Origin of the sequence: Aerococcus suis (genome assembly GCF_900176325.1) — a bacterium.
GTDB lineage: Bacteria > Bacillota > Bacilli > Lactobacillales > Aerococcaceae > Aerococcus > Aerococcus suis.
Genome location: NZ_FWXK01000004.1, coordinates 113,260 through 134,706 on the forward strand (window position 1 = coordinate 113,260; position 21,447 = coordinate 134,706).

The 21,447-nt window shown below is 37.5% G+C and carries 22 protein-coding genes; 3 read left to right on the plus strand and 19 right to left on the minus strand.

Annotation, left to right across the window (positions count from 1 at the left end):
- Window position 1 precedes the first annotated feature (1 nt).
- The gene (locus tag B8955_RS04810) at window positions 2-826 is read right to left on the minus strand and encodes an MBL fold metallo-hydrolase (RefSeq protein ID WP_084099105.1); all 825 of its coding nucleotides are present in this window, start codon (window positions 824-826) and stop codon (window positions 2-4) included.
- Window positions 780-1,280: an acyl-CoA dehydrogenase family protein gene (locus B8955_RS04815; protein ID WP_084099106.1), complete on the minus strand. Its 501-nt coding sequence runs from the start codon at window positions 1,278-1,280 to the stop codon at window positions 780-782. The genes B8955_RS04810 and B8955_RS04815 overlap by 47 nt, the downstream gene beginning before the upstream one ends.
- A 291-nt stretch (window positions 1,281-1,571) precedes the next feature.
- Here B8955_RS04815 and B8955_RS04820 point away from each other — a divergent pair, with 291 nt between their 5' ends.
- Complete coding sequence (locus B8955_RS04820; RefSeq protein WP_143238387.1) at window positions 1,572-2,528, plus strand: M15 family metallopeptidase; 957 nt, start codon at window positions 1,572-1,574, stop codon at window positions 2,526-2,528.
- A 44-nt stretch (window positions 2,529-2,572) separates the two neighbouring features.
- On the opposite strand, the gene yidD is transcribed toward B8955_RS04820, so the two are convergent.
- From yidD to B8955_RS04855, 7 genes are all read right to left on the minus strand, one after another.
- Complete coding sequence (gene yidD, locus B8955_RS04825) at window positions 2,573-2,866, minus strand: membrane protein insertion efficiency factor YidD (RefSeq protein ID WP_448767702.1); 294 nt, start codon at window positions 2,864-2,866, stop codon at window positions 2,573-2,575.
- Window positions 2,859-3,443, minus strand: coding sequence for a DJ-1 family glyoxalase III (locus tag B8955_RS04830; RefSeq protein ID WP_084099107.1), 585 nt, complete (start codon window positions 3,441-3,443; stop codon window positions 2,859-2,861). The genes yidD and B8955_RS04830 overlap by 8 nt, the downstream gene beginning before the upstream one ends.
- A 74-nt stretch (window positions 3,444-3,517) precedes the next feature.
- The gene (locus tag B8955_RS04835) at window positions 3,518-3,976 is read right to left on the minus strand and encodes an Asp23/Gls24 family envelope stress response protein (RefSeq protein ID WP_084099108.1); all 459 of its coding nucleotides are present in this window, start codon (window positions 3,974-3,976) and stop codon (window positions 3,518-3,520) included.
- Window positions 3,977-4,081: 105 nt separating this feature from the next.
- Entirely contained in the window at window positions 4,082-4,291 is a 210-nt protein-coding gene (locus tag B8955_RS04840; RefSeq protein ID WP_084099109.1) for a DUF2273 domain-containing protein, read from the minus strand.
- A gap of 15 nt (window positions 4,292-4,306) precedes the next feature.
- Complete coding sequence (amaP, locus tag B8955_RS04845; protein ID WP_084099110.1) at window positions 4,307-4,888, minus strand: alkaline shock response membrane anchor protein AmaP; 582 nt, start codon at window positions 4,886-4,888, stop codon at window positions 4,307-4,309.
- A gap of 208 nt (window positions 4,889-5,096) precedes the next feature.
- On the minus strand, window positions 5,097-6,488 hold the full coding sequence (locus B8955_RS04850; protein ID WP_084099111.1) for an L-cystine transporter: 1,392 nt from the start codon (window positions 6,486-6,488) through the stop codon (window positions 5,097-5,099).
- A gap of 404 nt (window positions 6,489-6,892) precedes the next feature.
- A complete protein-coding gene (locus B8955_RS04855; RefSeq protein ID WP_084099112.1) occupies window positions 6,893-7,747 on the minus strand; it encodes a VOC family protein in 855 nt (284 codons plus the stop codon).
- A gap of 153 nt (window positions 7,748-7,900) precedes the next feature.
- Here B8955_RS04855 and B8955_RS04860 point away from each other — a divergent pair, with 153 nt between their 5' ends.
- Window positions 7,901-8,719: a ZIP family metal transporter gene (locus tag B8955_RS04860; protein ID WP_084099113.1), complete on the plus strand. Its 819-nt coding sequence runs from the start codon at window positions 7,901-7,903 to the stop codon at window positions 8,717-8,719.
- A gap of 477 nt (window positions 8,720-9,196) precedes the next feature.
- On the opposite strand, the gene B8955_RS04865 is transcribed toward B8955_RS04860, so the two are convergent.
- From B8955_RS04865 to B8955_RS04875, 3 genes are all read right to left on the minus strand, one after another.
- Complete coding sequence (locus B8955_RS04865; protein WP_084099114.1) at window positions 9,197-9,622, minus strand: universal stress protein; 426 nt, start codon at window positions 9,620-9,622, stop codon at window positions 9,197-9,199.
- 123 nt (window positions 9,623-9,745) lie between these two features.
- Window positions 9,746-10,831, minus strand: coding sequence for a M42 family metallopeptidase (locus tag B8955_RS04870; RefSeq protein ID WP_084099115.1), 1,086 nt, complete (start codon window positions 10,829-10,831; stop codon window positions 9,746-9,748).
- A 9-nt stretch (window positions 10,832-10,840) separates the two neighbouring features.
- The gene (locus tag B8955_RS04875) at window positions 10,841-11,131 is read right to left on the minus strand and encodes a GNAT family N-acetyltransferase (RefSeq protein ID WP_084099116.1); all 291 of its coding nucleotides are present in this window, start codon (window positions 11,129-11,131) and stop codon (window positions 10,841-10,843) included.
- A gap of 193 nt (window positions 11,132-11,324) precedes the next feature.
- Here B8955_RS04875 and ald point away from each other — a divergent pair, with 193 nt between their 5' ends.
- A complete protein-coding gene (gene ald / locus B8955_RS04880; protein ID WP_084099117.1) occupies window positions 11,325-12,437 on the plus strand; it encodes an alanine dehydrogenase in 1,113 nt (370 codons plus the stop codon).
- Between the two features lie 413 nt (window positions 12,438-12,850).
- Here ald and B8955_RS04885 read toward each other — a convergent pair whose 3' ends face one another.
- From B8955_RS04885 to ftcD, 7 genes are all read right to left on the minus strand, one after another.
- Entirely contained in the window at window positions 12,851-14,383 is a 1,533-nt protein-coding gene (locus B8955_RS04885; protein ID WP_084099139.1) for a discoidin domain-containing protein, read from the minus strand.
- Window positions 14,384-14,388: 5 nt separating this feature from the next.
- Window positions 14,389-14,922 carry a formate/nitrite transporter family protein gene (locus tag B8955_RS04890; protein ID WP_159444436.1) on the minus strand — a complete coding sequence of 178 codons (534 nt, stop codon included), beginning with the start codon at window positions 14,920-14,922 and terminating at the stop codon, window positions 14,389-14,391.
- An 84-nt stretch (window positions 14,923-15,006) separates the two neighbouring features.
- Window positions 15,007-16,545: a histidine ammonia-lyase gene (gene hutH / locus B8955_RS04895; protein ID WP_084099119.1), complete on the minus strand. Its 1,539-nt coding sequence runs from the start codon at window positions 16,543-16,545 to the stop codon at window positions 15,007-15,009.
- 31 nt (window positions 16,546-16,576) lie between these two features.
- Window positions 16,577-17,908: an APC family permease gene (locus tag B8955_RS04900; RefSeq protein ID WP_084099120.1), complete on the minus strand. Its 1,332-nt coding sequence runs from the start codon at window positions 17,906-17,908 to the stop codon at window positions 16,577-16,579.
- Between the two features lie 181 nt (window positions 17,909-18,089).
- On the minus strand, window positions 18,090-19,766 hold the full coding sequence (locus B8955_RS04905; RefSeq protein ID WP_084099121.1) for a formate--tetrahydrofolate ligase: 1,677 nt from the start codon (window positions 19,764-19,766) through the stop codon (window positions 18,090-18,092).
- A gap of 21 nt (window positions 19,767-19,787) precedes the next feature.
- Complete coding sequence (locus tag B8955_RS04910; RefSeq protein ID WP_084099122.1) at window positions 19,788-20,417, minus strand: cyclodeaminase/cyclohydrolase family protein; 630 nt, start codon at window positions 20,415-20,417, stop codon at window positions 19,788-19,790.
- 10 nt (window positions 20,418-20,427) lie between these two features.
- Window positions 20,428-21,327 (minus strand): glutamate formimidoyltransferase, encoded by a 900-nt coding sequence (gene ftcD / locus B8955_RS04915; RefSeq protein ID WP_084099123.1) that lies wholly within the window; start codon window positions 21,325-21,327, stop codon window positions 20,428-20,430.
- Window positions 21,328-21,447: the final 120 nt, after the last annotated feature.

Consider the following 21,447-nt stretch of genomic DNA (forward strand, 5'->3'; position numbering starts at 1 on the left):
GTTAACTCTCCCTTTCTTGAGGAAATTTATCTTGTTTATCGGTTAAAGGAATAAGCGATGGCTCGGAACGTTTTAATCCTTCAATAATCTCTTTCCCATCTTCAGAATATCGAATCATACGATAAAAAGGATCATGATAAAAAATAAATCGATAGCCATTTTCCAATCCTTCACTCAAATATTTTTGTTTCGCAGCTATTGAGTCCATTGGATAATCATCGACTGCACCTACCCATAGTGGGTTAACATGAACACATGATAAGAGAATATCCGCTAAGTGGAAAATTGTCTCCTCACCCTGTTCTAGTCGAATCATTGTATGACCATTGGAATGCCCACCAGTGTGTTCCATAGTAATACCTGGAGCAATTTCAATCTGATCCGTAAAGGTTTGGACTTGATCTTGAATAGGTTCCCAATTTCCTTTAATATAAGTATTTTTAGTCCGCATATTAGGGTGTCGTACTTCGTCCCATTCGATAGCATTGATATAAATTGTAGCGTTAGGATAACGTGACATTAATTCACCATTTTCTAGATAAGTTAAGCCATTCGCATGATCGTTGTGCATGTGCGTCATTAATACGGCATCAATATCTTCATAAGTTAAATTCAATTCCGCTAAACTTTCAGCAATATGTGCTTCTTTTGCTAACCCTAAGTTGCGTTTTTCTTTTTCATTCAACTTATTCGCATCCATACTCGCATCAATTAAATAATTTTTATTTTGATATTGAATTAAAATGGGATCGGCAACCGATGGCATTTGATTATTCTCATTATAAGGATAAAATCTTCCCCATACTGCCTGCAATATCTGATCCATGATCAGGTTCTGTTAAAGCAAAGCAAGTTTGCCACTCGAAACTACGTAATTTAGGCGCAATCTCTTCAATTTGTTCATCACTACCACCAATTAATAAGGTGTTATATCCTAAACCGCCGTGAACCGTATAGAACGTTGCAATCGAAGCATCGAAGCGAGCTAATTCATAGTATAAGAATGCATTATACATTTCACTTGCTTTCCATTTATTTGTGACTTCACGGTCTTCAAATAATTTCGGACTATCCATAATACCCGCTTCTTTTAATTTATAAAAAGCTTCGAATGGGAATTTCGCACGTTCCCAATGATCATTAATCACTGGACGAATCTCTTCTTCAATAATTTTACGTGCATGTTGTAAAACTTCTAGCTCTCCTAAAGTTAATTTTTCAGCATAGCCAAATTTATCTTCAGGATATAATTCACGAATGATTTCTTCTTTTTTAGTCATTTTACTTTCCTCCATTTATCGACTGATAGCGACTATTAATAATTTGTAAACGTTTCCAAAACCTTATAATAGCCAAGGATAGCTAAAAAGAAAACTAACGGAAATAAATACTGACTATAATTTGAAGTTATACAAAGCTGAAATCGCTGGTATGATAGCGTTTTCTTTAGATAAGAGTTGCTATTACTCACTCATTTTTTTATAAAGATTTGAAATATAACAAAAATCCATAAACATAAAATGGAAGATATAGGAACTATGTTATGATAATGAAAAAGGACGTGATTATAAGTGAAGGATAATAAAAAAGGAATAATACTATCAATTGCCATATTTTCGCTAATCATCATCATTGGGATATTACTTTTCATCCGTCACTCATCCTCAGTAGATCATGAAACGGAGTCAACACCCTCTGAGGAAGCGATTGATAAAAATTGGCAACTCGCGAATGACGTGCATACGCCTACTTTAAGCCATGCTCAATCCACTGAAGACAAACAAGAAATGGAAACTTTTTCTAAACAATATAACGATCAAATTCAGTCACCATCCGTAGCAGATATCGCCAAATCATATGCTAAAGATCATCAATCACCAGAAGATAGTTTAGATGACTTAATGGTTGATTTACCCACAATTGATACTAACGATGATCACTATATCCTCGTCAACAAACTAAACCCATTAAAAACGGAACCTAACGTGACACTAACTTCTACAGCTAATGGCGAACAATACGCTGCTGATATCAAATCAGAAGTGGATCAATTAGTTAGCGATGCTCAATCGGCTGGCTATTCACTTGTTTTTATTTCTGGTCATCGCACGATTGCTTATCAAAAACAGAATCGCGAAAATGGTTATCAAAGCTATTTAGCTGCTGGTTATTCTATAGAAGAAGCTGAACAACTAACCGACACTTATTATGCGCCAGCAGAAGCGAGTGAGCATAGTACAGGACTAGCTCTAGATTTATTAGACAGTCAGTGGATGCAGCAAGGCGGCAGTTTAAATGAAGACTATGCCTCTCATCCATCGGCTCAATGGTTAGCTGACCATGCTGCTGACTATGGATTTATTCTCCGTTATCCCAAAGGTAAAGAAAAAATAACCGGATATTCTTTCGAACCCTGGCATTTTCGCTATGTCGGAAAAGATGTTGCTAAATATATCCATCGCCACCACTTAACCTTTGAAGAATTTTTAGCTCTTGCGAATTATAAAAATAAATTGCATAACCAATAACGAAAAAAGCTAGCGATCCAATATATACAAGATCGCTAGCTTTTTTAATGATGGTGTTGCTGCCAAATAAACACTTGTTCTTCTTCAGGTGTCATGTGATTCGGCGTTTTTCTTAAACTAAATGAATCAGGAACAGGATCATATCCACCTGTTGCCCAAGGATGACAACGACAAATGCGTGCACTTCCCATGAGTGTCCCTTTCAAGCTCCCATGTTTTTGAATCGCTTGTATCATGTAATTAGAACACGTTGGATAATACCGACAGTTCGGCCCAGTTAAAGGAGAAATTCGCCGTTGATAAAATCGGACTGCAGCTAATAAGCATCGTTTAATCATTGTCCTTAACCGTTGATTCCACTAACGGAATTAATAACCCATCCGCAATTTCTTGACGTTTATCTTCACCCGCAATCAAACCAATTAATTCTAAAGCAAAGTATACTGCTGTTGCTGGTCCACGTGACGTAATAACATGATGTTTTTTATCATGAACGACTAAATCTTCTTTGAAAGTACCAAAATGAATGTCATCTGTTTCTAACCCTGGAAAACATGTTCCAGTAATTTTTTCGGCAATTCCAGCAGCTTCTAAAGCTAATGGAGAAGCACAAATTGAAGCAATATATCCGCCTGATTCATATTGGCTTTGTAACAAACGAATCACTGTATCAGAACCTGCTAACATTTTGGCACCAGACATACCTCCTGGAGTCACAATCACATCGTAATCATCACTACTAATATCTTCTAATAAAATATCAGCTTTAATTGGGATATTGTGATCCCCCATTGTCATATAATCACCAGTAATTGAAATCATATCAATTGAAATATCCGCACGACGTAAATAATCCACCACGGTTAATGCTTCAATTTCTTCATACCCATTTCCTAATAAAATACCTACTTGCATTATTGAGACCTCCTTCAAATAAAAAAGAGACAAGGAATTAACCTCGTCTCTCTTACTTACGTTTCAACAATTAATTATTGAACGCGAGAACCGTCGCTGTATTCACCGTTTTGGTGTGCTTTACGGCGTTCTTCAGCTTCTTTACGTTCTTTTTCGTTTTGGTTTTTAGTGTATTCAGCACGAGTCATGATGTCGTTAACATTCATGTTTACTTCAACAACTTTTAAACCAGTCATTTTGTTAACGTTATTTTTAATTTCATCAACAGCTTTGTCAAATGCTTTTGGTAAGTCTTTACCATATTCAGCAATAACTTCTAAGTCTAAAGCAACTTCTTTTTTACCTACTTCAGCACTAACACCTTTAGTGTCATCGCTGCTGCTTGAGAAGAAGTCTTTAATTCCTGAAGTGATGTCACCTTTTAATTCTAAGATACCATCGATACGTTCGATTGAGTTATTAGCGATTTTTTCTAATACGCGTCCTTCGAAAGTTAATGTATTTTTGTGGTTTACGTTTTCGTTTTGTGCCATAGTTTGATTTCCTCCTTAAGATTCACTTATCATTTACTATATATCCATCATAACGTACTGACAGAAGAATGCAAGCAATAAGGTTTGCCCCTTGCTTACCTTTGCCTATTTAAAGAAATATTTTAGCCAAGCGTTAACATCTAAACGTCCATCAAAGTAAGCGCCGATTAAATATCCGACACCTACGATAACCATAACTAATAATGTTTCACCAAAACCAATTGTGACCCATAGTAAGGCAAATAGGAAGGCAATCACAAGTCCTAAAACACGGCCACGGTATTTTTTCCAGTCAATTTTTGGTTGTTTATCCATATTCATTCTCCTTTACTATTGTACACGAGATTTTGATGCTTTACGTTGTTTTTCCATCGCTTCGCTTGTTTGTGTTGGACGAACTTCTAGCATACGTACTTCAACATGATTAATTGGTAATCCTAAAGTTGCTTCTAAAGCATCAATAATATGTGCTTGAATATCTGCTGCCATATCTAGGACATTTTTACGATCAGAAACATCAAATGATACATAAACTTCTGTATCTTTTGGTTGTTTCACTAATTTAGTCCGTACTTTTGGATAATGGACTTCTTTATATTGGTCCAATACGCGTAAAGCAACAGCTTCAATAGAATCTTTCGTTAATTTAATATGACCACGTTCTTGTTCTTTCACAATATTGCCTTTTGTTTTAGCTGAGAATAATGCACTAAAGAACATAATTAATGCGACCAAGAAGATTAATGCTAAGATTCCTGCCATAATCCAACGGTAAAGTTGAACTGAAAGAATATTATTATTTACGAAGTCCGTTACTCCAGGGATTTCATAGAATAAGGACAATGTTAGGAATAAGGCTATTACAAAGATTAACGTAAATAGCACTTGGAAAAATCGTTTAAATCCACCCATATCTTCGCCTCCATTTAATTTTCTCCATAAAATGTCTTCTTACTTACTAAGGATAGACTTAAACCCTCTCACTTGCAAGCGTAAAGAATTGAAAACAATCATAAGTCTTGATTTTTTTGTTATAAATAAAAGGCAATTAAAAATATTGAGTATAAAAAAGAGACCGGTAAAACCGGCCTCGCCACATTACTATATCTTTTTATATAAATTAACCTAATTCAGCTTCAGGTGATACTTGTTGTTGTGGATCTTTCAAAATACTGTCATCCAATGTTTTCATCCGACGAGCAGTAACGACACCTGCAACCATACTGTCGTTAACATTTAACGCAGTACGTCCCATATCGATAATTGGTTCGATAGATACCATTAAACCAATGATTTCTACTGGTAAACCAAGTGAACCAAAAACGATTAGAGAAGCAAATGTTGCTCCCCCACCAACACCAGCAACACCTAATGAAGAAATCGTGACAATTCCAATAATACTTAACCATACCATTGGGTCAGATAAGTCCATTCCTACTGTAGGTGCAACGATAACAGCTAACATTGTTGGGTAAATTCCGGCACAACCATTTTGACCGATTGATAAACCAAACGTACTTGAGAAGTTAGCAGTTGCTTCATCAACACCCATTGCTTTAGATTGACTAGCAATCGTTAGTGGAAGTGCCCCTGCACTTGAACGTGATGTAAACGCAAAGCTTAGAGCGTTCCAAGCTTTTTTGAAGAATTGTGCTGGGCTAACTTTGAATCCAGCTAAAATTAAAGCATGGATAATAAACATAATGATGATTGCGACATACGCTGCAATAACGAAAATACCCATATTCAATAAGGATTCGAATGATGCAGTGGCAATAGCTTTAGTCATTAAAGCAAAAATACCATAAGGGGCTACGCGTAAAACTAATGTTACAATCCGAGAAACAATTGAATGTAAGGCATCCATTGCTTTTTTGAAGATAGCTGCATTTTCAGGGTCTTTACGAGCGATACCTAAGTAAGCAACCCCAACAAATGTGGCGAAGATAACCACACCAATATTAGATGTTGGACGTAAACCAGCAAAATCTTCAAAAACATTAGTTGGTAAGAAACTTAAAATTTGTTGTGGTAATGTCATACCAACAATTTCTTGTTGACTCTCTTTGATTTGAGCAATTCGAGCCATTTCATCTTCACCTTGAACTAATGTTGCTCCATCTAAATTAAATAATAAAGTTGTCATAAAACCGATTAATGAAGCAATAGCAACTGTCACAATAAAAACAGTTAGAACATTACTACCGATTTTACCGATATTTTTTTCACCTTGAACGGTTGTAAACGCACGAACAAGTGAAACGAAAATTAACGGTGTCACTAGCATTTGTAACAAGCTAACGTAACCTGATCCGACAATGCTAATCCAATCGATAATGGTTTCAGTGGTACTTGAATCTGATTGGAATAATAATTGGATGATTGCGCCAAATACAATCCCTAATCCCAAACCAATGAACACACGACGAGAATATTTCGTATGTTTCTTAGCTAATTGATTTAAGAAAACCAATCCTGCAATAAAAACTAATAATGTAATGATAACTGACATAAAATTCCTCCCTAATTTTTGTCTCAATCATAAAATAGTTATCATTATCCTTACTAACGACAGCTGATTCTACCATGTGGCGCAATAGATATCTTCCCTATCGAACACACGTCCAAATAGAAGTAGCTTGGCAGTCTACTTCTACAGAAACGGGAGGCGTTAGCTTTTCATCACTGCTTGGAAGGGCGAGGTTAAAAAGACATAACACCAAATAAGGGGTATAGAAGTCAGTTTCTTCTATACGGATGATTCTACTTTCGATTGATAACAGGATATGGCACTAAATTAAAATCATCTAACTTTCGATACAATTAAAGGTCATAACGAATTGACGCATTAATTTAACACCGCTTAGTATAATAACTTAAATTTCACTTAAAATCAGTAGTTTTGCTCAAATTTTTTTATTTTTTTAAAATTAATGTGATATCGTTCGGGTCTTTCGCATAGACCACATTATTTTCAATAGAAATGATTCGATTATCCGCTAATAAACTGTCCGTAATTTTTTGAAATAGTGTGTCATCATGATAATGCAATGTATACGATGCCATGCCCGTATGTTGGTCTTTATGAGGAATCATTTTCTCCACATCCCAATTATTGATAGCAAAGTGATGATGATAACCATCATAAGAATAAAAATGCGCATTAGGTAGTGTCGCCTGTTGACGTAAATTTAATGCTTCATGATAATACCGATCAAACGCTTCAATATGTTCACTCGATAAGTGTAGATGACCAATAAACGTTCCAACAGGTAATTTTTTCGGTGTCTGTTCGTGTCGGCTCGCATACACTCCTTGGGCATCCATGGGAATTGTTATTCCATTAACACTCCCATCTGCATTGATATCCCATTCACTAGGATCTTTATCTACATAAATTTCAATGCCATTATCTTCAGGATCTTGAATATAAAGTGCTTCCGAATAACCATGATCAGATGCTCCAATATCACGATACCCAGCTTCAATCCATCGTTTTAGTACATCTCCTAAGTCTGCACGCGAAGGTAGAAGTAAAGCAATATGAAATAAACCATTTCTTGGTCCAGTGACTAATTCATACTCCCCTTCTGCTGTTAAAATAATTAACGGTTCTTTATTTTCATCAATACCTAAAGCAATATGTTGCTTGTCTTCAGACAATACAGATAATCCAATAATCTCTTGATAAAACTGACTCACTTTTTCTAAATCTTTTACTTGTAACGTTACTGTTTCAATACTGACTGTTTGATGATGTTGTTCTGCCATAAAATCCTCCTCTAGTTAATTACTTACTTTTTGTAAGTTTAATATAGCAAATATTCCAAAACTTGCAAATATTTCGGTGTGCTTGTAAATAATTTGTTTGCCTTCCTTAATACGGTTAGGTATACTAGAGTCAAAAGAAAAAGGAGGATTTTGATGTTAGATTGGTTTATAACTTTACATCCTGTCATACAAGCAACACTGGCAGGCGTATTTACATGGGCAGTTACTGCTTTAGGTGCTTCGTTAGTTTTTCTATTTAATGAAGTGAATCAAAAATTATTAGACATTATGAATGGTTTCGCTGCCGGAGTCATGATTGCTGCTAGTTTCTGGTCTCTATTAGCACCAGCTATTGAGCATGCTGAAAATAATGGATATGGGGTTTGGTCATTTGTCCCTGCATTAGTCGGATTCATTGTCGGTGGAATTTTCTTAAGAATTATTGATGCTATTATTCCTCATTTACATATAGGAGACGACCGCGACGATGCAGAAGGGGTCGATACGAACCTTTCATCAACAACATTATTATTTCTGGCGGTTACTATCCATAACTTCCCAGAAGGATTATCAGTCGGCGTTGCCTTTGGGGCAGCAGCTTTAGGCGTTGAATCAGCAACCATCGCTTCAGCCTTAGTCTTAACTCTAGGTATTGCCTTACAAAACTTCCCGGAAGGTTCCGCATTATCGATGCCAATTCGTGCAACCGGTGCTTCAAAAGGAAGAGCATTTAACCTAGGACAAGCGAGTGCTTTAGTGGAAATTATCGGGGCGGCATTAGGTGCTTGGTTAATTTCTGAAGTGACAGTTATTCTACCGTACGCCTTAGCCTTCGCAGCTGGTGCAATGATCTTTGTTTGTGTCGAAGAATTGATTCCAGAATCACAAACTAATGGCAACAAAGATATTGCTACCCTAGCCGTACTCTTTGGATTTGCCTTAATGATGACAATGGACGTCGCATTGGGATAATAGGGTGTGAACATTTGCGCTTAGCTCCTTGATTTTGGAAGAAAATAGCGGATTTCGGTCTTTGAAATTCCGTATTTTTCTGAAAAATCCAGAGGAGCTGCAAATGTGAACCCGACTAGGATGCGATAAAGCACGGGTAACCACGGTCGTTGGACCTAAAAGCGACGACTCTCCACAAGAGAGAAGGAGCTCTTTAGGTAAACGCAGCCGTGGTTGTGCTTTAGAGCTCGACTATCAGGGTGTGAAGAAACGCGCTCTGATTCGAACATCTGGAAGAAAAAGCACGAAGTTTCGCTCTTTGAAACGGGTGATTTTTCTGAAGAGGCTTCGAATCAGCGTTTCTGAACCCGACTAGGGTGTGAGAAAAAGCGATTAACCATTGCACATTAAACATAAAAAACCGAGGATAAGAACACTGATATCTCAGAATTCTTATCCTCGGTTTTTAACTTAGTATAAATAACTAACACAATGATTTTAATGTGTAATCAAAACATTACATTTCGCATGACGAACAACATATTCAGAAACAGATCCCATCATGACACGTTCCATGTTCGTTTTACCAGTAGATCCAATCACAATCAAATCAACGGCTAACTCTTTTGCTTCTTCTAGAATACCTCGTCTTGGGTCACCTTTTTCAACTTTCGTTTCAACAGCAACTCCCTCACGTTTGGCTTCATCTTCATAAGTTTGTAACGTTTCATTCGCAATCTCACGAGAATATTCAAATAGGTGTGTTGAATACTCAATGTTGCCGTAACGAACAAAATCATCAACTGCATTATAAATAACTAATTGACTATCATTTAATTTTGCAATTCGAACGGCCTCTTGAAAGGCACGGTAAGCTGCTTCAGAACCATCAATTGGAACTAAAATTTTATCTAATGTTGTCATCTTAATCCCTCCATCTACTGATTGAAGTTGAAATATCGCTTTCAGCTTCATTTCTACTCATTAATAGATAACATTATTGGGATCTTCCCCTCTTTATTATACCAGTATTTGGAAGCGATATCATCACCATTTTTTCAAATGATATGGTGTAAAGTCTTCTTCCTTCAATTGACGTAAGAAGGCAACAATTAATTGTACAGTTGCTTGCCAATCACGATAACTAGCGAATAAATGATGGGTATGAGCATAACGAGTAGGTACCCCTAAAGTAGCCACTTCAACGCCAAATTCATTCGCATAGATTGAACCTGCATTCGTTCCGCCACCGGAACGAACGGCTTGTTGCAGCGCAATTCCTTCCTCTTGAGCCGTTGAAACTATTTTTTGATTTAATCGTGGGCTAGCAATATACGTACTATCACGATAGCGTAATTGAGGACCAGAACCTAGTTGTCCTTGTGCAATTTCTCTAGGTTTGGCAAAATCATCACTTGGCGTGGCTTCAACCACAATTGCCATTTGTGGATTAATCCGCCGTGACGTAATTTTAGCACCACGTAACCCCACTTCTTCCTGGGAAGCGAATGATCCGACTAAATTAAATGGCAAATCATTTAATTCATCTTCAAGATGATCAAATACCGCTAAGACAACACCGACGCCTAAGCGATTATCGAAAGCTTTCCCTAACATAACGTCATTCTGTTCATTAAATTCAAACTGAACATCTGGTGTCACTGGTTGTCCCACTTCGATACCAAAGTCTTCAATGACTTCTTCTTTACTTGTAGCACCAACATCTAATTTCAAATCTTCCATTTTTAACGCTTGCTGTTTTTCAGTTGCAGTTAGAAAATGAGGGGGTTTACTAGAGCTAACAGCAGAAACATATTCCCCACGATTATTTAAAATTTTAAATTTTTGAGATTGAACACTTGTTGGTACCCAACCGCCTAATGGTTGCATACCAATTTGACCCGCTGAGGTAATATAGCTAACCATAAATCCCACTTCATCTAAATGAGAATCGAGCATAACAGTTGGTTTACTATCGTCCATAGTTGTTAAATTCAAATACCCATTGTTCATATGATCAGAAACAAAAGGTAAATCTCCCGTATATTGATGAACGACTTCTAATACTTGCTGTTCAAATCCTGGTGCTCCGTGAACATTACTTAATTCTTCTAATAGTTGTTTAATATCCATTGCCGTCACCTACTCATGATTATCATAATCAATTGCGCCATATTTTTCTGGTTGTTCAGCAAATTTTTTTACCACATATGGACATTGCGCTTTAATTTGTTTGCCAGCTTGTTCCATTTCTGATACTAAATGGTCTAATAATTTACCAGCCATCCCTTGACCACGTAAACTAGGATCAACAAAGGTATGATCCGCTACTACATATTCCCCTTGTGGTTGATAGGTAATTTCTGCAATCATTTCATTATCTTCATTGTATAGTCGGTAAGCATTTTCTTCTTTTATAAATTCTGGTGTCATTGAATAAAACCTCCATATATAAACCTTTTTTGATTGGTTGTATCTTAGCATATTTCTGTCTTTGTGGTAAGTCAGGTGTTTTTTAATCTTATTCTAATAAATCATATCTCAAAAATTCGCAATCTTTCTAAATAATTGCTATAATAAATCGTGTAGACAATTGCAAACGATTTTATAAGGAGGACTTGATACAATGAAAATTGGTATCCCTAAAGAAATTAAAAATAACGAAAGTCGTGTTTCCCTAACTCCAGCCGGTGCGTTTGTACTAACAAATGCTGGCCACGAAGTTTTTGTTGAAACACATGCCGGTGAAGGTTCTTCATTCTCAGATGAAGATTACAAAGAACAAGGTGCAACAATTGTAGAAACTGCTAAAGAAGCTTGGAACCAAGATATGGTTATGAAAGTAAAAGAACCTCTTGAAGAAGAATATGAATTCTTCCATGAAGGGTTAATTTTATTCACATACTTACATTTAGCTTCAGAGAAAAAATTAACTGACGCTTTACTTGAAAACAAAGTAACAGCTATCGGTTATGAAACAATGGAATTAGACGGAACACTTCCTCTATTAACACCAATGAGTCAAGTAGCTGGTCGTATGGCCATTCAAACTGGTGCTCAATTCTTAGAAAAACAAGTTGGTGGTAAAGGTGCTTTACTAGGAGCTATCCCAGGTGTTAAATCAAGTAATGTTGTTATCATCGGTGGTGGTGTTGCTGGTACAAACGCTGCCCAAATGGCACTTGGTTTAGGAGCAAACGTTACAATCTTAGACGTTAGCCCACACCGTCTAAACGAACTTGAAGACATCTTTAATGGTCAAGTAGAAACATTGATGTCTAACAGCTTCAATATTGCGAGTGCCGTTGAAGACGCTGACTTAGTTATCGGTTGTGTCTTAATTCCAGGTTCTAAAGCGCCAACGTTAGTAACAGAAGAAATGGTTAAATCTATGCCTGAAGGTTCTGTTATCGTTGATATCGCGATTGACCAAGGTGGTATCTTCGCAACAACTGACCAATTAGGTACATTAGACAACCCTACTTACATCAAACACGGTGTTGTTCACTATGCTGTTCCTAATATGCCAGGTGCTGTACCACAAACATCAACATTAGGATTAACAAACGTTTCATTAAACTATGCCAAAGCAATTGCAAACAAAGGCGCTGAACAAGCAGCCAAAGACGATAACACTATCGCAACTGGTTTCCAAACTTACCAAGGTAAACTAACAAACCAACCAGTCGCAGAAGCACAAGACAAAGAATACACACCACTAGTTAAACTATTAAAATAATATAGGATGCGATAAAGCACGGGTAACCACGGTCGTTGGACCTAAAAGCGACGCCTCTCTGTAAGAGAGAAGGAGCTCTTTAGGGAAACGCAGCCGTGGTTGTGCTTTAGAGCTCGACTATAGGGTGTGAACATTTGCGCTTAGCTCCTTGATTTTGGAAGAAAATAACGGATTTCGCTCTCTGAAATTCCGTATTTTCTGAAAAATCCAGAGGAGCTGCAAATGTGAACCCAACTAGGGTGCGATAAAAAGCGGTTAGCCATGGAGCGTTGGACCAAAGCCGGAGATTTCTGTTAAGAAATTGGAGGCTTTTGGGAAACGCATGCCATGGCTAATTTTTGTTTTCTAAAATAAAAAATAAAAATTAAAAACGACCGAGAAATTTTCTCGGTCGTTTTGTGTTAGACGATCAATTAATCATTTTTCTTACGTGGACGAACAATAAATCCTAAGGCACTTAAGACAGTTCCTAGCATCATCCATGGTGTTGACTCACTAACACCCGTTGCTGGTAATGCATGATTTTCTTCAGTAGTCATCACTGGGGCACTAACCTCATCCGTGTCTACTGCCTCATCACTTGTCATCACTCGAACAGGAGTCACGTCTTTCTCAACGATTTCGTCTCCTTCTACGTATGGGTCTTTCACATACTCGCTACCAACTTCACCATTGATTTCAGTATTTGGTACTTCTTTCTCAATGATTTCGTCTCCTTCTACGTATGGATCTTTCACATAGCCACTACCAAATTCATCATCGATTTCAGTATTTGGTACGTCTGTTTCGATGATTTCATCACCATCTACGTATGGATTTCCAACGTACTCACTATGGAATTCTCCGTTTGCTGGAAGGTCGGTCACGTCTTTTTCAACGATTTCCTCTCCTTCTACATATGGATCTTTGACATACTCGCTACCGTTTGTTGGTTCATCTGGTAATACCGTTTGACTTAATCCAAATTCAGCAATAAAGTCATCTTCTGTCACGTCATCCATCACTAACCGTAAGCCATCAACTGCTTTGTCTTTAACATCAAATTGATAAATTTCTTCATCCCGAGTTGTTTGGCCGATTTCTTCCCATTCACCATTATTTCGAATGTAAACAGTAGCTGGTATGCGTCCAATAAAGAGTAGTGATTGCGCATCATTTACAGGTTCATCAAAAACTTGTTCAATCACGCCAGGTTGATCTTCTGATCTTAGTAATGGTGTATAGTTAGTTTGAATATCTTGGTCAAACATATTTTGTGCTGTTTTACCATGAGCACTTTGAATATTATCAATCGTTAAGCCCGTTTCGCCATAAACTGTTAATTCGCGAACTTGTAACCATTTATTGGTTTTAGCATTTGCTTCAATCGTTAAATATTGCCCTTGCATTGGTTCATGTAAGTCAATTTGGTTAACGGCATTGCCATTAATTTTACCAATCGCTACGCGGTCACTACCATCTGCTTCCATACCAATGTAAACTGTCGCATCGGTTAACACGTCACTATTGCTTGCGGCAGTATCTGATTTTCCTTGACGTAATACTACACGTTGAATCATTTGTGGCTTATCTAGAGCAATACGAATCCAATTGCCTTTTTCCGTATTTTGTTTACCCCAGAATTTCGTGTCAGTATTTCCATCTACCATATTTCCTGGTTGATTATTTCCATAAACTGGTAAATCAGTTGTCACTGTACCTTGGTACGCTTCAGGTATCAGATGACTACCTAATAATTCCATTTCGTAATTAATAGAAGCATAAACATCTGCAACAAAGCGTTCGAAGAAGCCGTCACCGATTGTCGGTACAATTTGTAATTCATCTGTTCTTACTCCTGGTACAGCAGGTTTTTTAGCTTCTGCAACGTAGTTACCTAAAGCAACGATTTCATCTTCAATGCCTTTAATGTCTGGTGTTTGAATTAATTTTTCTAAAATATCCATACCAGTTAAAGTCGCATTTGCCCAATAACCGCAATATTGACTAAAATATTCGCCAAAATGGCATCAACTATCATTACTGCTACTGGTTTGAAGACTTTACTAGCCACAGTCGTATATAATAAGGCGTCATGATTAATAGCTTGATACGGGGTACTCAAAGATAACAACCCAGCCGTAAATAAACAGCCGATTAAATTACCAAGCGTACAAAGACCCAGAACTTTTAATCCTTGAGTCGTCCGAATACTTTTTTGCAAGACGCCACTGGTGAGAAACATCATATTGGATGTCGCTAATTCTGCCTTCATCATGATAATAATCACCAATCCAACACCAAAAATCAATGCATTTAGTAGTTTACCTAGCGCTGATGCCTCCCCTGCAAAGTTCTGTGAGATATATAAACTCACAACTCCAGCTAACGTTAAATAAACACCAGCAAAAAAAGCCTTCATAACATAAGCTAGGGGATGATTCTGGTTCATCATGACTTTTTGTTTAGCGGCTTGTTGGATAGCTATTAATAAATCATTGTTCATCTCTTTCCTCCTACTAAAAAGGCTGTGACCTGTTATGTCACAGCCTTCTATGCAAATCATTCTCTATTTGATAACAATCGTTAGTTACGCTAAATCTAATTCAATATCTTTCAACACTTTTTCGACTAATGAATGATCGTCGACTAATGCAGATACTTTATTGATTTCATCATAAATTTCGATATCTTTATCATTTTCAATAAATTCAGCATGTTCACGAACATAGTCGTAAGCAATACGTCCACCTTTACCAAGTTTATCTTCAACACCTTTAAGGTCGATTGCTTGGCAAGCTGCCATAATTTCGGTTGCGACAATCCGTTTCGCATTATTCACAATTTCTGCTGCATGACGAGCCGCAATGGTTCCCATAGACACAAAGTCTTCTTGGTTTTCGCAAGATGGAATGGAGTCAACTGAAGCTGGGTGGGCTAACACTTTATTTTCAGATGCTAGAGCTGCTGCTGCGTATTGTGTAATCATATACCCTGAGTTTAAACCTGGGTTTTTCACTAAGAATGAAGGTAATCCACTTAATTGGTTATTAACAAGTCGTTCAATACGACGTTCAGAGACATTTCCAATTTCAGCAGCTGCGATTCCTAGGAAGTCAAATGGTTGGGCCATTGGTTCACCATGGAAGTTTCCTCCTGAAATAACACGTCCATCAGGTAAAATAATTGGATTATCTGTTACAGAGTTAATTTCAATTTCAACTTTTTGACGAACATATTCAATCCCATCTTTACTTGCCCCATGAATTTGTGGAATACATCTTAAAGTATAAGCATCTTGTACATGTCCAGGTTCAGAATGTGTCGTGTTACCACTACCTTCTAGTAACGCCCGCATATTTTTAGCAGTTGCCATTTGTCCAGGTTGTGCTCTGATTTCATGGATTTCTGGTACAAACGCATCGGTTAATCCACCGTGCGCTTCAATCGATAACGCACCCGCTACATCAGATAATTTTGCTAATGCTATCGCATCATAAGTTGCTAAGGCACCAACTGCGGTTAAGACAGTCGTTCCGTTAATTAACGCTAACCCTTCTTTAGAAGCTAATTGAATAGGTGTCAATCCAGCTTTATCTAAAGCTTCTTTTCCTGACATCAATTCACCATCATAATAAGCACGACCTAGCCCAAGCATTGGCAATACCATATGAGATAATGGTGCTAAGTCCCCAGATGCTCCTAATGAACCTTTTTCAGGAATATGTGGGTGGACTTTATGATTGATAAGATCGAGTAATGCTTTCACAGTACTTAAACGAATACCTGAAAAACCTTTTAATAGGGAGTTCACTCGAACTAACATAATGGCACGAACAACATCACGTGGGAAAGGTTCACCAAAGCCTGAGGAGTGGGTACGGATTAAGTTTTCTTGTAACTGTACCGTTTCTTCATCACTAACACTAACTTTTTGTAGTGAACCAAAACCGGTATTAATGCCGTACGCTGGTTCGCCAGATTTTTGAATCGTTTCGACAATTTCGCGTGATTTATTCACAGCTTCAACCGCTTCAGGAGCAATTTCCACTGGCGCATCGAAACGTGCAACTGCAACCACTTCATCGATTGTTAAATGATTACCATCTAATACAACTTTTTCTGACATAACATAAACACTCCTTTACAATTTTTATGTCTTAAGATGCTTTTTGCATAAAGAAATATAAAATACTTGAAATAACTAATCCAATTGCAGCAAAGACTAAGTTCATTGGGTTGGCAGCTAGTACCATCCATAAGCTGACAATAACGGCAATGACTGGAATAACTGGTCCACCTGGCACTTTGAAGGTTGGTTTTTCTAAACCAGTATGACCCGTTTTCACTTTTTTACGTAAGACTAATACGGCTACTGCTGTTGGAATATATTGGAAGAAACGGAATACAACAGATAATTCTGCTAAAGATTCAAATGAACCGCTCCAAATCAAACCAATTGTTAAAATACCAGTGAAAATAATCGCTACAACTGGCGCACCATTTTTGTTTTGTCGACCTAATACTCGTGGTAACAAACCGTCTTCAGCAATCGCTGCTCCAAAACGTGGCACCATGATAGACTCTCCCATATTCAATCCGAAGACTGAGACAACTGCTCCAATTGAAATAATCCAGAAACCAATTGGTCCAATCATCATTCGGAAGGCATCATGAACGGGTGCATCAGATTGTAAAATTCCACGTCCTAACATCGCAATCGTTCCAGCAATAATTAAAATATAAATTGTTGCCACTATTGTGTTAGCAGAAACAATCGCTTTTGGAACGTTTCGTTTCGGATTTTGCATTTCACCAGCAACGTTAGGCAACGTTTCAAATCCGATAAACGCATAGAATACCGTTAGAGCTGTTGAAGCTAGGGCTCCTGATAAGCTTAAATCCGGATTCAACTGTAAAAATGGGGTGAAGTTGCCATTATCGAATCCACCTTTTAAGAAAAAGATTGATAGGAACCCGAAGGCAATAATTGGAATTAACTTCGCAATTGTGACGGTAATCGTAAGGATTTTAGATGTTTTAATCCCAAATAAGTTCATAGCAGAGAACGCCACAATAAGTAACGTCGAAATAAATTTATCCCAACCAGTTAACGCAGGAATAGCTGTTACTAATAAGGAAGAAAAACCTACTGCCATCGCTGCCCAAGCTAGTACCATTACGAACCAACCGAGGACACCGACAACAAACGCCACATAATTACCAAACGCTTCCTTCGTATATTGATAAGCTCCACCATTTTTATCAAAATAACCAGCCGCTTCAGCAAAACAAATCGCTAGTAATAAAACTAAAATTGCTGAAATCGCCATAGCAACTAGGGATGCTGGTCCTAAATCTTGATAAATCGTTCGAGGTAATAAGAAAATACCTGATCCAATAACGGCATTAATTCCGTATAATGTTGCTCCACTGAGGGAGAACTTGTCACTCTCTTTTACATGTACATCTTCTTTCTTTACTGTCTCCATAATAATCCTCCTGGCATCTCACTACCACGTGATGATTTCTCGGATAATAGGCATTTATTGAGACGTCATCACCCAATTTTAGGTACAAAAATAGCGTCCTAAGCACTCAAGTAGGAGTTATGTTATCTATCCATCTTGTGGTGGTTAGAACGCTGATACCTTCTACAACATATTGTATATATTAGAATAGACCTGTAATATTACCGTCGGCATCAATATCAATTTTTTCTGCTGCTGGGACTTTTGGTAATCCAGGCATTGTCATCACATCACCTGTTAAAGCAACAATAAAACCAGCTCCTGCTGAAACTTTAAGCTCCCGTACTTTGACATTAAAGCCAGTCGGTGCACTTAGTAAGTTTTTATCATCAGAGAAGGAATATTGTGTTTTTGCCATACAAATTGGGAGATGTCCTAACCCAATATCTTCAATTTTTTTCATTTGTTTTTTCGCAGCTTTAGTTAAGACGGCTTTATCACCACGATAAATATTTTGGACAATTTTATTTAATTTTTCTTCGATAGAATCTTCTAATTCGTAAGCATACTTGAAGTCATTTGGTTGTTCGGCTAATTCAACAACTTTATTTGCTAAATCAACACCACCGGCACCACCGTTTGCCCAAACATCTGATAACACAACATCAACATCATATTCTTTAACGGCTTGATCAACGGCTTCTAATTCCGCTTCTGTATCAGTAGGGAATTTATTGATAGCAACAACTACTGGTAAGCCATAGACATTTTTAATATTGTCAATATGGCGAAGTAAGTTTGGTAGCCCATCTTTTACAGCCTGAACATTTTCCGTATTTAAATCATTTTTAGCAACCCCACCATGAAGTTTTAGTGCCCGAACAGTAGCAACTAAGACAACAGCTGATGGTTTAATATCTGCTTCACGACATTTAATATCTAAGAATTTTTCAGCACCTAAATCAGCACCGAATCCTCCTTCAGTGATCGCATAATCACCATATTTTAATGCTAATTTAGTAGCTAAAATCGAGTTACATCCATGAGCGATATTCGCAAATGGTCCCCCGTGAATGAAAGCAGGAGTATGTTCTAGTGTTTGTACTAAGTTTGGTTTAATCGCATCTTTTAATAGTGCGGTCATGGCTCCCGCTGCTTTTAAGTCACGAGCAGTTACTGGTTCGCCATCGTAGTTATAACCAATAATGATATTGCCGATTTTTTCTTTTAAATCACTAATATCATTGGCTAAACATAACGCTGCCATTACTTCAGAGGCAACAACGATGTCATAACCATCTTGACGAGCAAACCCATTGGCATGTTTTCCTAAACCATCAACAATTTCACGTAATTGACGGTCATTCATATCGACAACACGTTTCCAAGTAATGTTACGTGGGTCAATATGTAACTCATTACCTTGGTGAATATGGTTATCAATCATTGCCGCTAATAGGTTATTTGCGGCACCAATAGCATGGAAATCACCAGTAAAATGAAGGTTAATATCTTCCATTGGGATAACTTGAGCATGACCTCCACCAGTAGCTCCACCTTTAACCCCAAACACTGGACCTAACGATGGTTCACGAACAGCAACGACCGCTTTTTTACCAATATGAGAAAGCGCATCGGCTAACCCAACTGAAGTCGTCGTTTTTCCTTCTCCCGCTGCTGTTGGTGTAATTGCTGTTACTAAAATTAGTTTTCCTTCTTCATTTTTTTTAAAGGTTTTAGGGTCCACTTCAATTTTAGCTTTGTAGTTCCCATACAATGATAAATCAGATGCTGGAATCCCTAATTCATCAGCAATTTCAGTGACTGGTTTTGGTTCTACTTGTTTTGCAATTTCAATATCGGAAAGAATTTCTGTCATAATGTCATAACACCCCCTGAGTTATTTCAAATCATTGACAATCGCTGTATAGATTTTTTCGGCTAATTCTTCTCCTTTAGCCAAATAATCTTCAGCTTTTTGCCGGTTTTCAGAAACAAATGCGTCATCTTTGATACCTGGTAAGTTAATCAAGACATTTAAGTAAGCGCCTTTTAACCCAGCATTTAAGTTTAAGGCAGCGACTCCTAAGTCTGAAGCCGCATTTGTATTTGATTTACCCACTGCTTGATGCGTAATTTCTAAAGCATCAACAGCTAAGCTCATCATTTCTAACGGTGTTTTAGCAGCGCCTTTTAACGCATTGGACATCGCTTGTTTGCGTTCGGCTTTTTCTTCATCAGTTGATTTCGGCATACTGAATACAGCAGAAACATCATTAAAGGCTTCGGTATCTTTGTCAATTGCTACTAATAAGTCTTCACGCAATTGAACAGCTTTTTCGTGGATACCTTTTAATTTATCTTCGTATTCCGCGTATTTTTTCTTCCCAATCGTGAGGTTCATCACCATCTCTGTTAATGCGACCCCTTGTGTCGCCGCTAGAGCTGAAGCTGATCCGCCACCAGGTGCAGGCGCATCACTACCTAATGTTTCTGCAAACTCTTTTAAATTTAATTCAACTAATTTCATAAGCCACCTCCTAGTTAATAATATGGTTTTCAATCACTTGTTTATTGAAATCAAAGTCTTCTACTTGTAAGTAGTATTCTGCAACATCTGTCATAGCTTTTGCAGGTAATAAACCAATGATTTCTGAACCGATAATATTGACACCATAACGAGCAGCTTCGAAACGAATGGTTTCAAACGTCCGGTAAAGAGGTAATTTTTCGAAGTTGACCATATTCATTGATACTTGCGCAATATTGCGATCTTCAAGCATTAAGCCAATACCTTTACAATATTTGAATCCGCCACTAGAACCACGAACCACTTTCGCAATTTTTTTCGCAATATCAACATTATCTGTATCTAAGTTCACATTAAAGGCCACTAATGGCATCCGAGCAGAAACCCCTGTAATACCAGCAGTTGGATGGATTTTACGTTCCCCAAAGTCTGGTGCCCATTCTTCTTCTTTTAGTTTTTCTGGCATTCCTTCAAATTGACCTTTACGTACCTTAGCCAAGTTTTTACGATGAGGGGCACTCGCAGATTCTTCATATAAAAAGATTGGAATATCTAATTCATCGTAAATTCGTTTACCGACTTTTTTAGAAATTTCTACACATTCTTCCATTGAAATATCTTTAATTGGCACAAATGGCACAACGTCTGTCGCACCCATACGTGGATGCCCACCTTCATGTTTTGTCATATCAATATGGTCTCTAGCATATTTAACCAATTGGAAGGCGACTTCTTGAATGGATTCTTCATCTCCGACTAAAGTCACAACAGTTCGGTTATGACTTTCATCTGGTGAATAGTCTAATAATGTCACGCCTGGAACAGATTTTGCTGTATCAACTAACCCTTGAATAACTTCCTGATTTCGTCCTTCAGAAAAGTTGGGAATACATTCAACAATTTTTGCCATAATAACACTCCTATACTTAAATTCCGTATTAACCTTTCCTATCAAACCAATTGATTGACACCGCTTTCACACCTATAGATTATCAAGTTATGAATTCACTGTCAATTTCACAAAAATACA

Excerpts from the sequence above, each read along its gene's own strand:
- B8955_RS04810 (WP_084099105.1), bottom strand. The coding sequence starts at position 826 with ATGGATCAGATATTGCAGGCAGTATGGGGAAGATTTTATCCTTATAAT.
- B8955_RS04815 (WP_084099106.1), bottom strand. The coding sequence starts at position 1,280 with ATGACTAAAAAAGAAGAAATCATTCGTGAATTATATCCTGAAGATAAA.
- yidD (WP_448767702.1), bottom strand. The coding sequence starts at position 2,866 with ATGATTAAACGATGCTTATTAGCTGCAGTCCGATTTTATCAACGGCGA.
- B8955_RS04830 (WP_084099107.1), bottom strand. The coding sequence starts at position 3,443 with ATGCAAGTAGGTATTTTATTAGGAAATGGGTATGAAGAAATTGAAGCA.
- B8955_RS04835 (WP_084099108.1), bottom strand. The coding sequence starts at position 3,976 with ATGGCACAAAACGAAAACGTAAACCACAAAAATACATTAACTTTCGAA.
- B8955_RS04840 (WP_084099109.1), bottom strand. The coding sequence starts at position 4,291 with ATGGATAAACAACCAAAAATTGACTGGAAAAAATACCGTGGCCGTGTT.
- amaP (WP_084099110.1), bottom strand. The coding sequence starts at position 4,888 with ATGGGTGGATTTAAACGATTTTTCCAAGTGCTATTTACGTTAATCTTT.
- B8955_RS04850 (WP_084099111.1), bottom strand. The coding sequence starts at position 6,488 with ATGTCAGTTATCATTACATTATTAGTTTTTATTGCAGGATTGGTTTTC.
- B8955_RS04855 (WP_084099112.1), bottom strand. The coding sequence starts at position 7,747 with ATGGCAGAACAACATCATCAAACAGTCAGTATTGAAACAGTAACGTTA.
- B8955_RS04860 (WP_084099113.1), top strand. The coding sequence starts at position 7,901 with ATGTTAGATTGGTTTATAACTTTACATCCTGTCATACAAGCAACACTG.
- B8955_RS04865 (WP_084099114.1), bottom strand. The coding sequence starts at position 9,622 with ATGACAACATTAGATAAAATTTTAGTTCCAATTGATGGTTCTGAAGCA.
- B8955_RS04870 (WP_084099115.1), bottom strand. The coding sequence starts at position 10,831 with ATGGATATTAAACAACTATTAGAAGAATTAAGTAATGTTCACGGAGCA.
- B8955_RS04875 (WP_084099116.1), bottom strand. The coding sequence starts at position 11,131 with ATGACACCAGAATTTATAAAAGAAGAAAATGCTTACCGACTATACAAT.
- ald (WP_084099117.1), top strand. The coding sequence starts at position 11,325 with ATGAAAATTGGTATCCCTAAAGAAATTAAAAATAACGAAAGTCGTGTT.
- B8955_RS04885 (WP_084099139.1), bottom strand. The coding sequence starts at position 14,383 with ATGGATATTTTAGAAAAATTAATTCAAACACCAGACATTAAAGGCATT.
- B8955_RS04890 (WP_159444436.1), bottom strand. The coding sequence starts at position 14,922 with ATGAACAATGATTTATTAATAGCTATCCAACAAGCCGCTAAACAAAAA.
- hutH (WP_084099119.1), bottom strand. The coding sequence starts at position 16,545 with ATGTCAGAAAAAGTTGTATTAGATGGTAATCATTTAACAATCGATGAA.
- B8955_RS04900 (WP_084099120.1), bottom strand. The coding sequence starts at position 17,908 with ATGGAGACAGTAAAGAAAGAAGATGTACATGTAAAAGAGAGTGACAAG.
- B8955_RS04905 (WP_084099121.1), bottom strand. The coding sequence starts at position 19,766 with ATGACAGAAATTCTTTCCGATATTGAAATTGCAAAACAAGTAGAACCA.
- B8955_RS04910 (WP_084099122.1), bottom strand. The coding sequence starts at position 20,417 with ATGAAATTAGTTGAATTAAATTTAAAAGAGTTTGCAGAAACATTAGGT.
- ftcD (WP_084099123.1), bottom strand. The coding sequence starts at position 21,327 with ATGGCAAAAATTGTTGAATGTATTCCCAACTTTTCTGAAGGACGAAAT.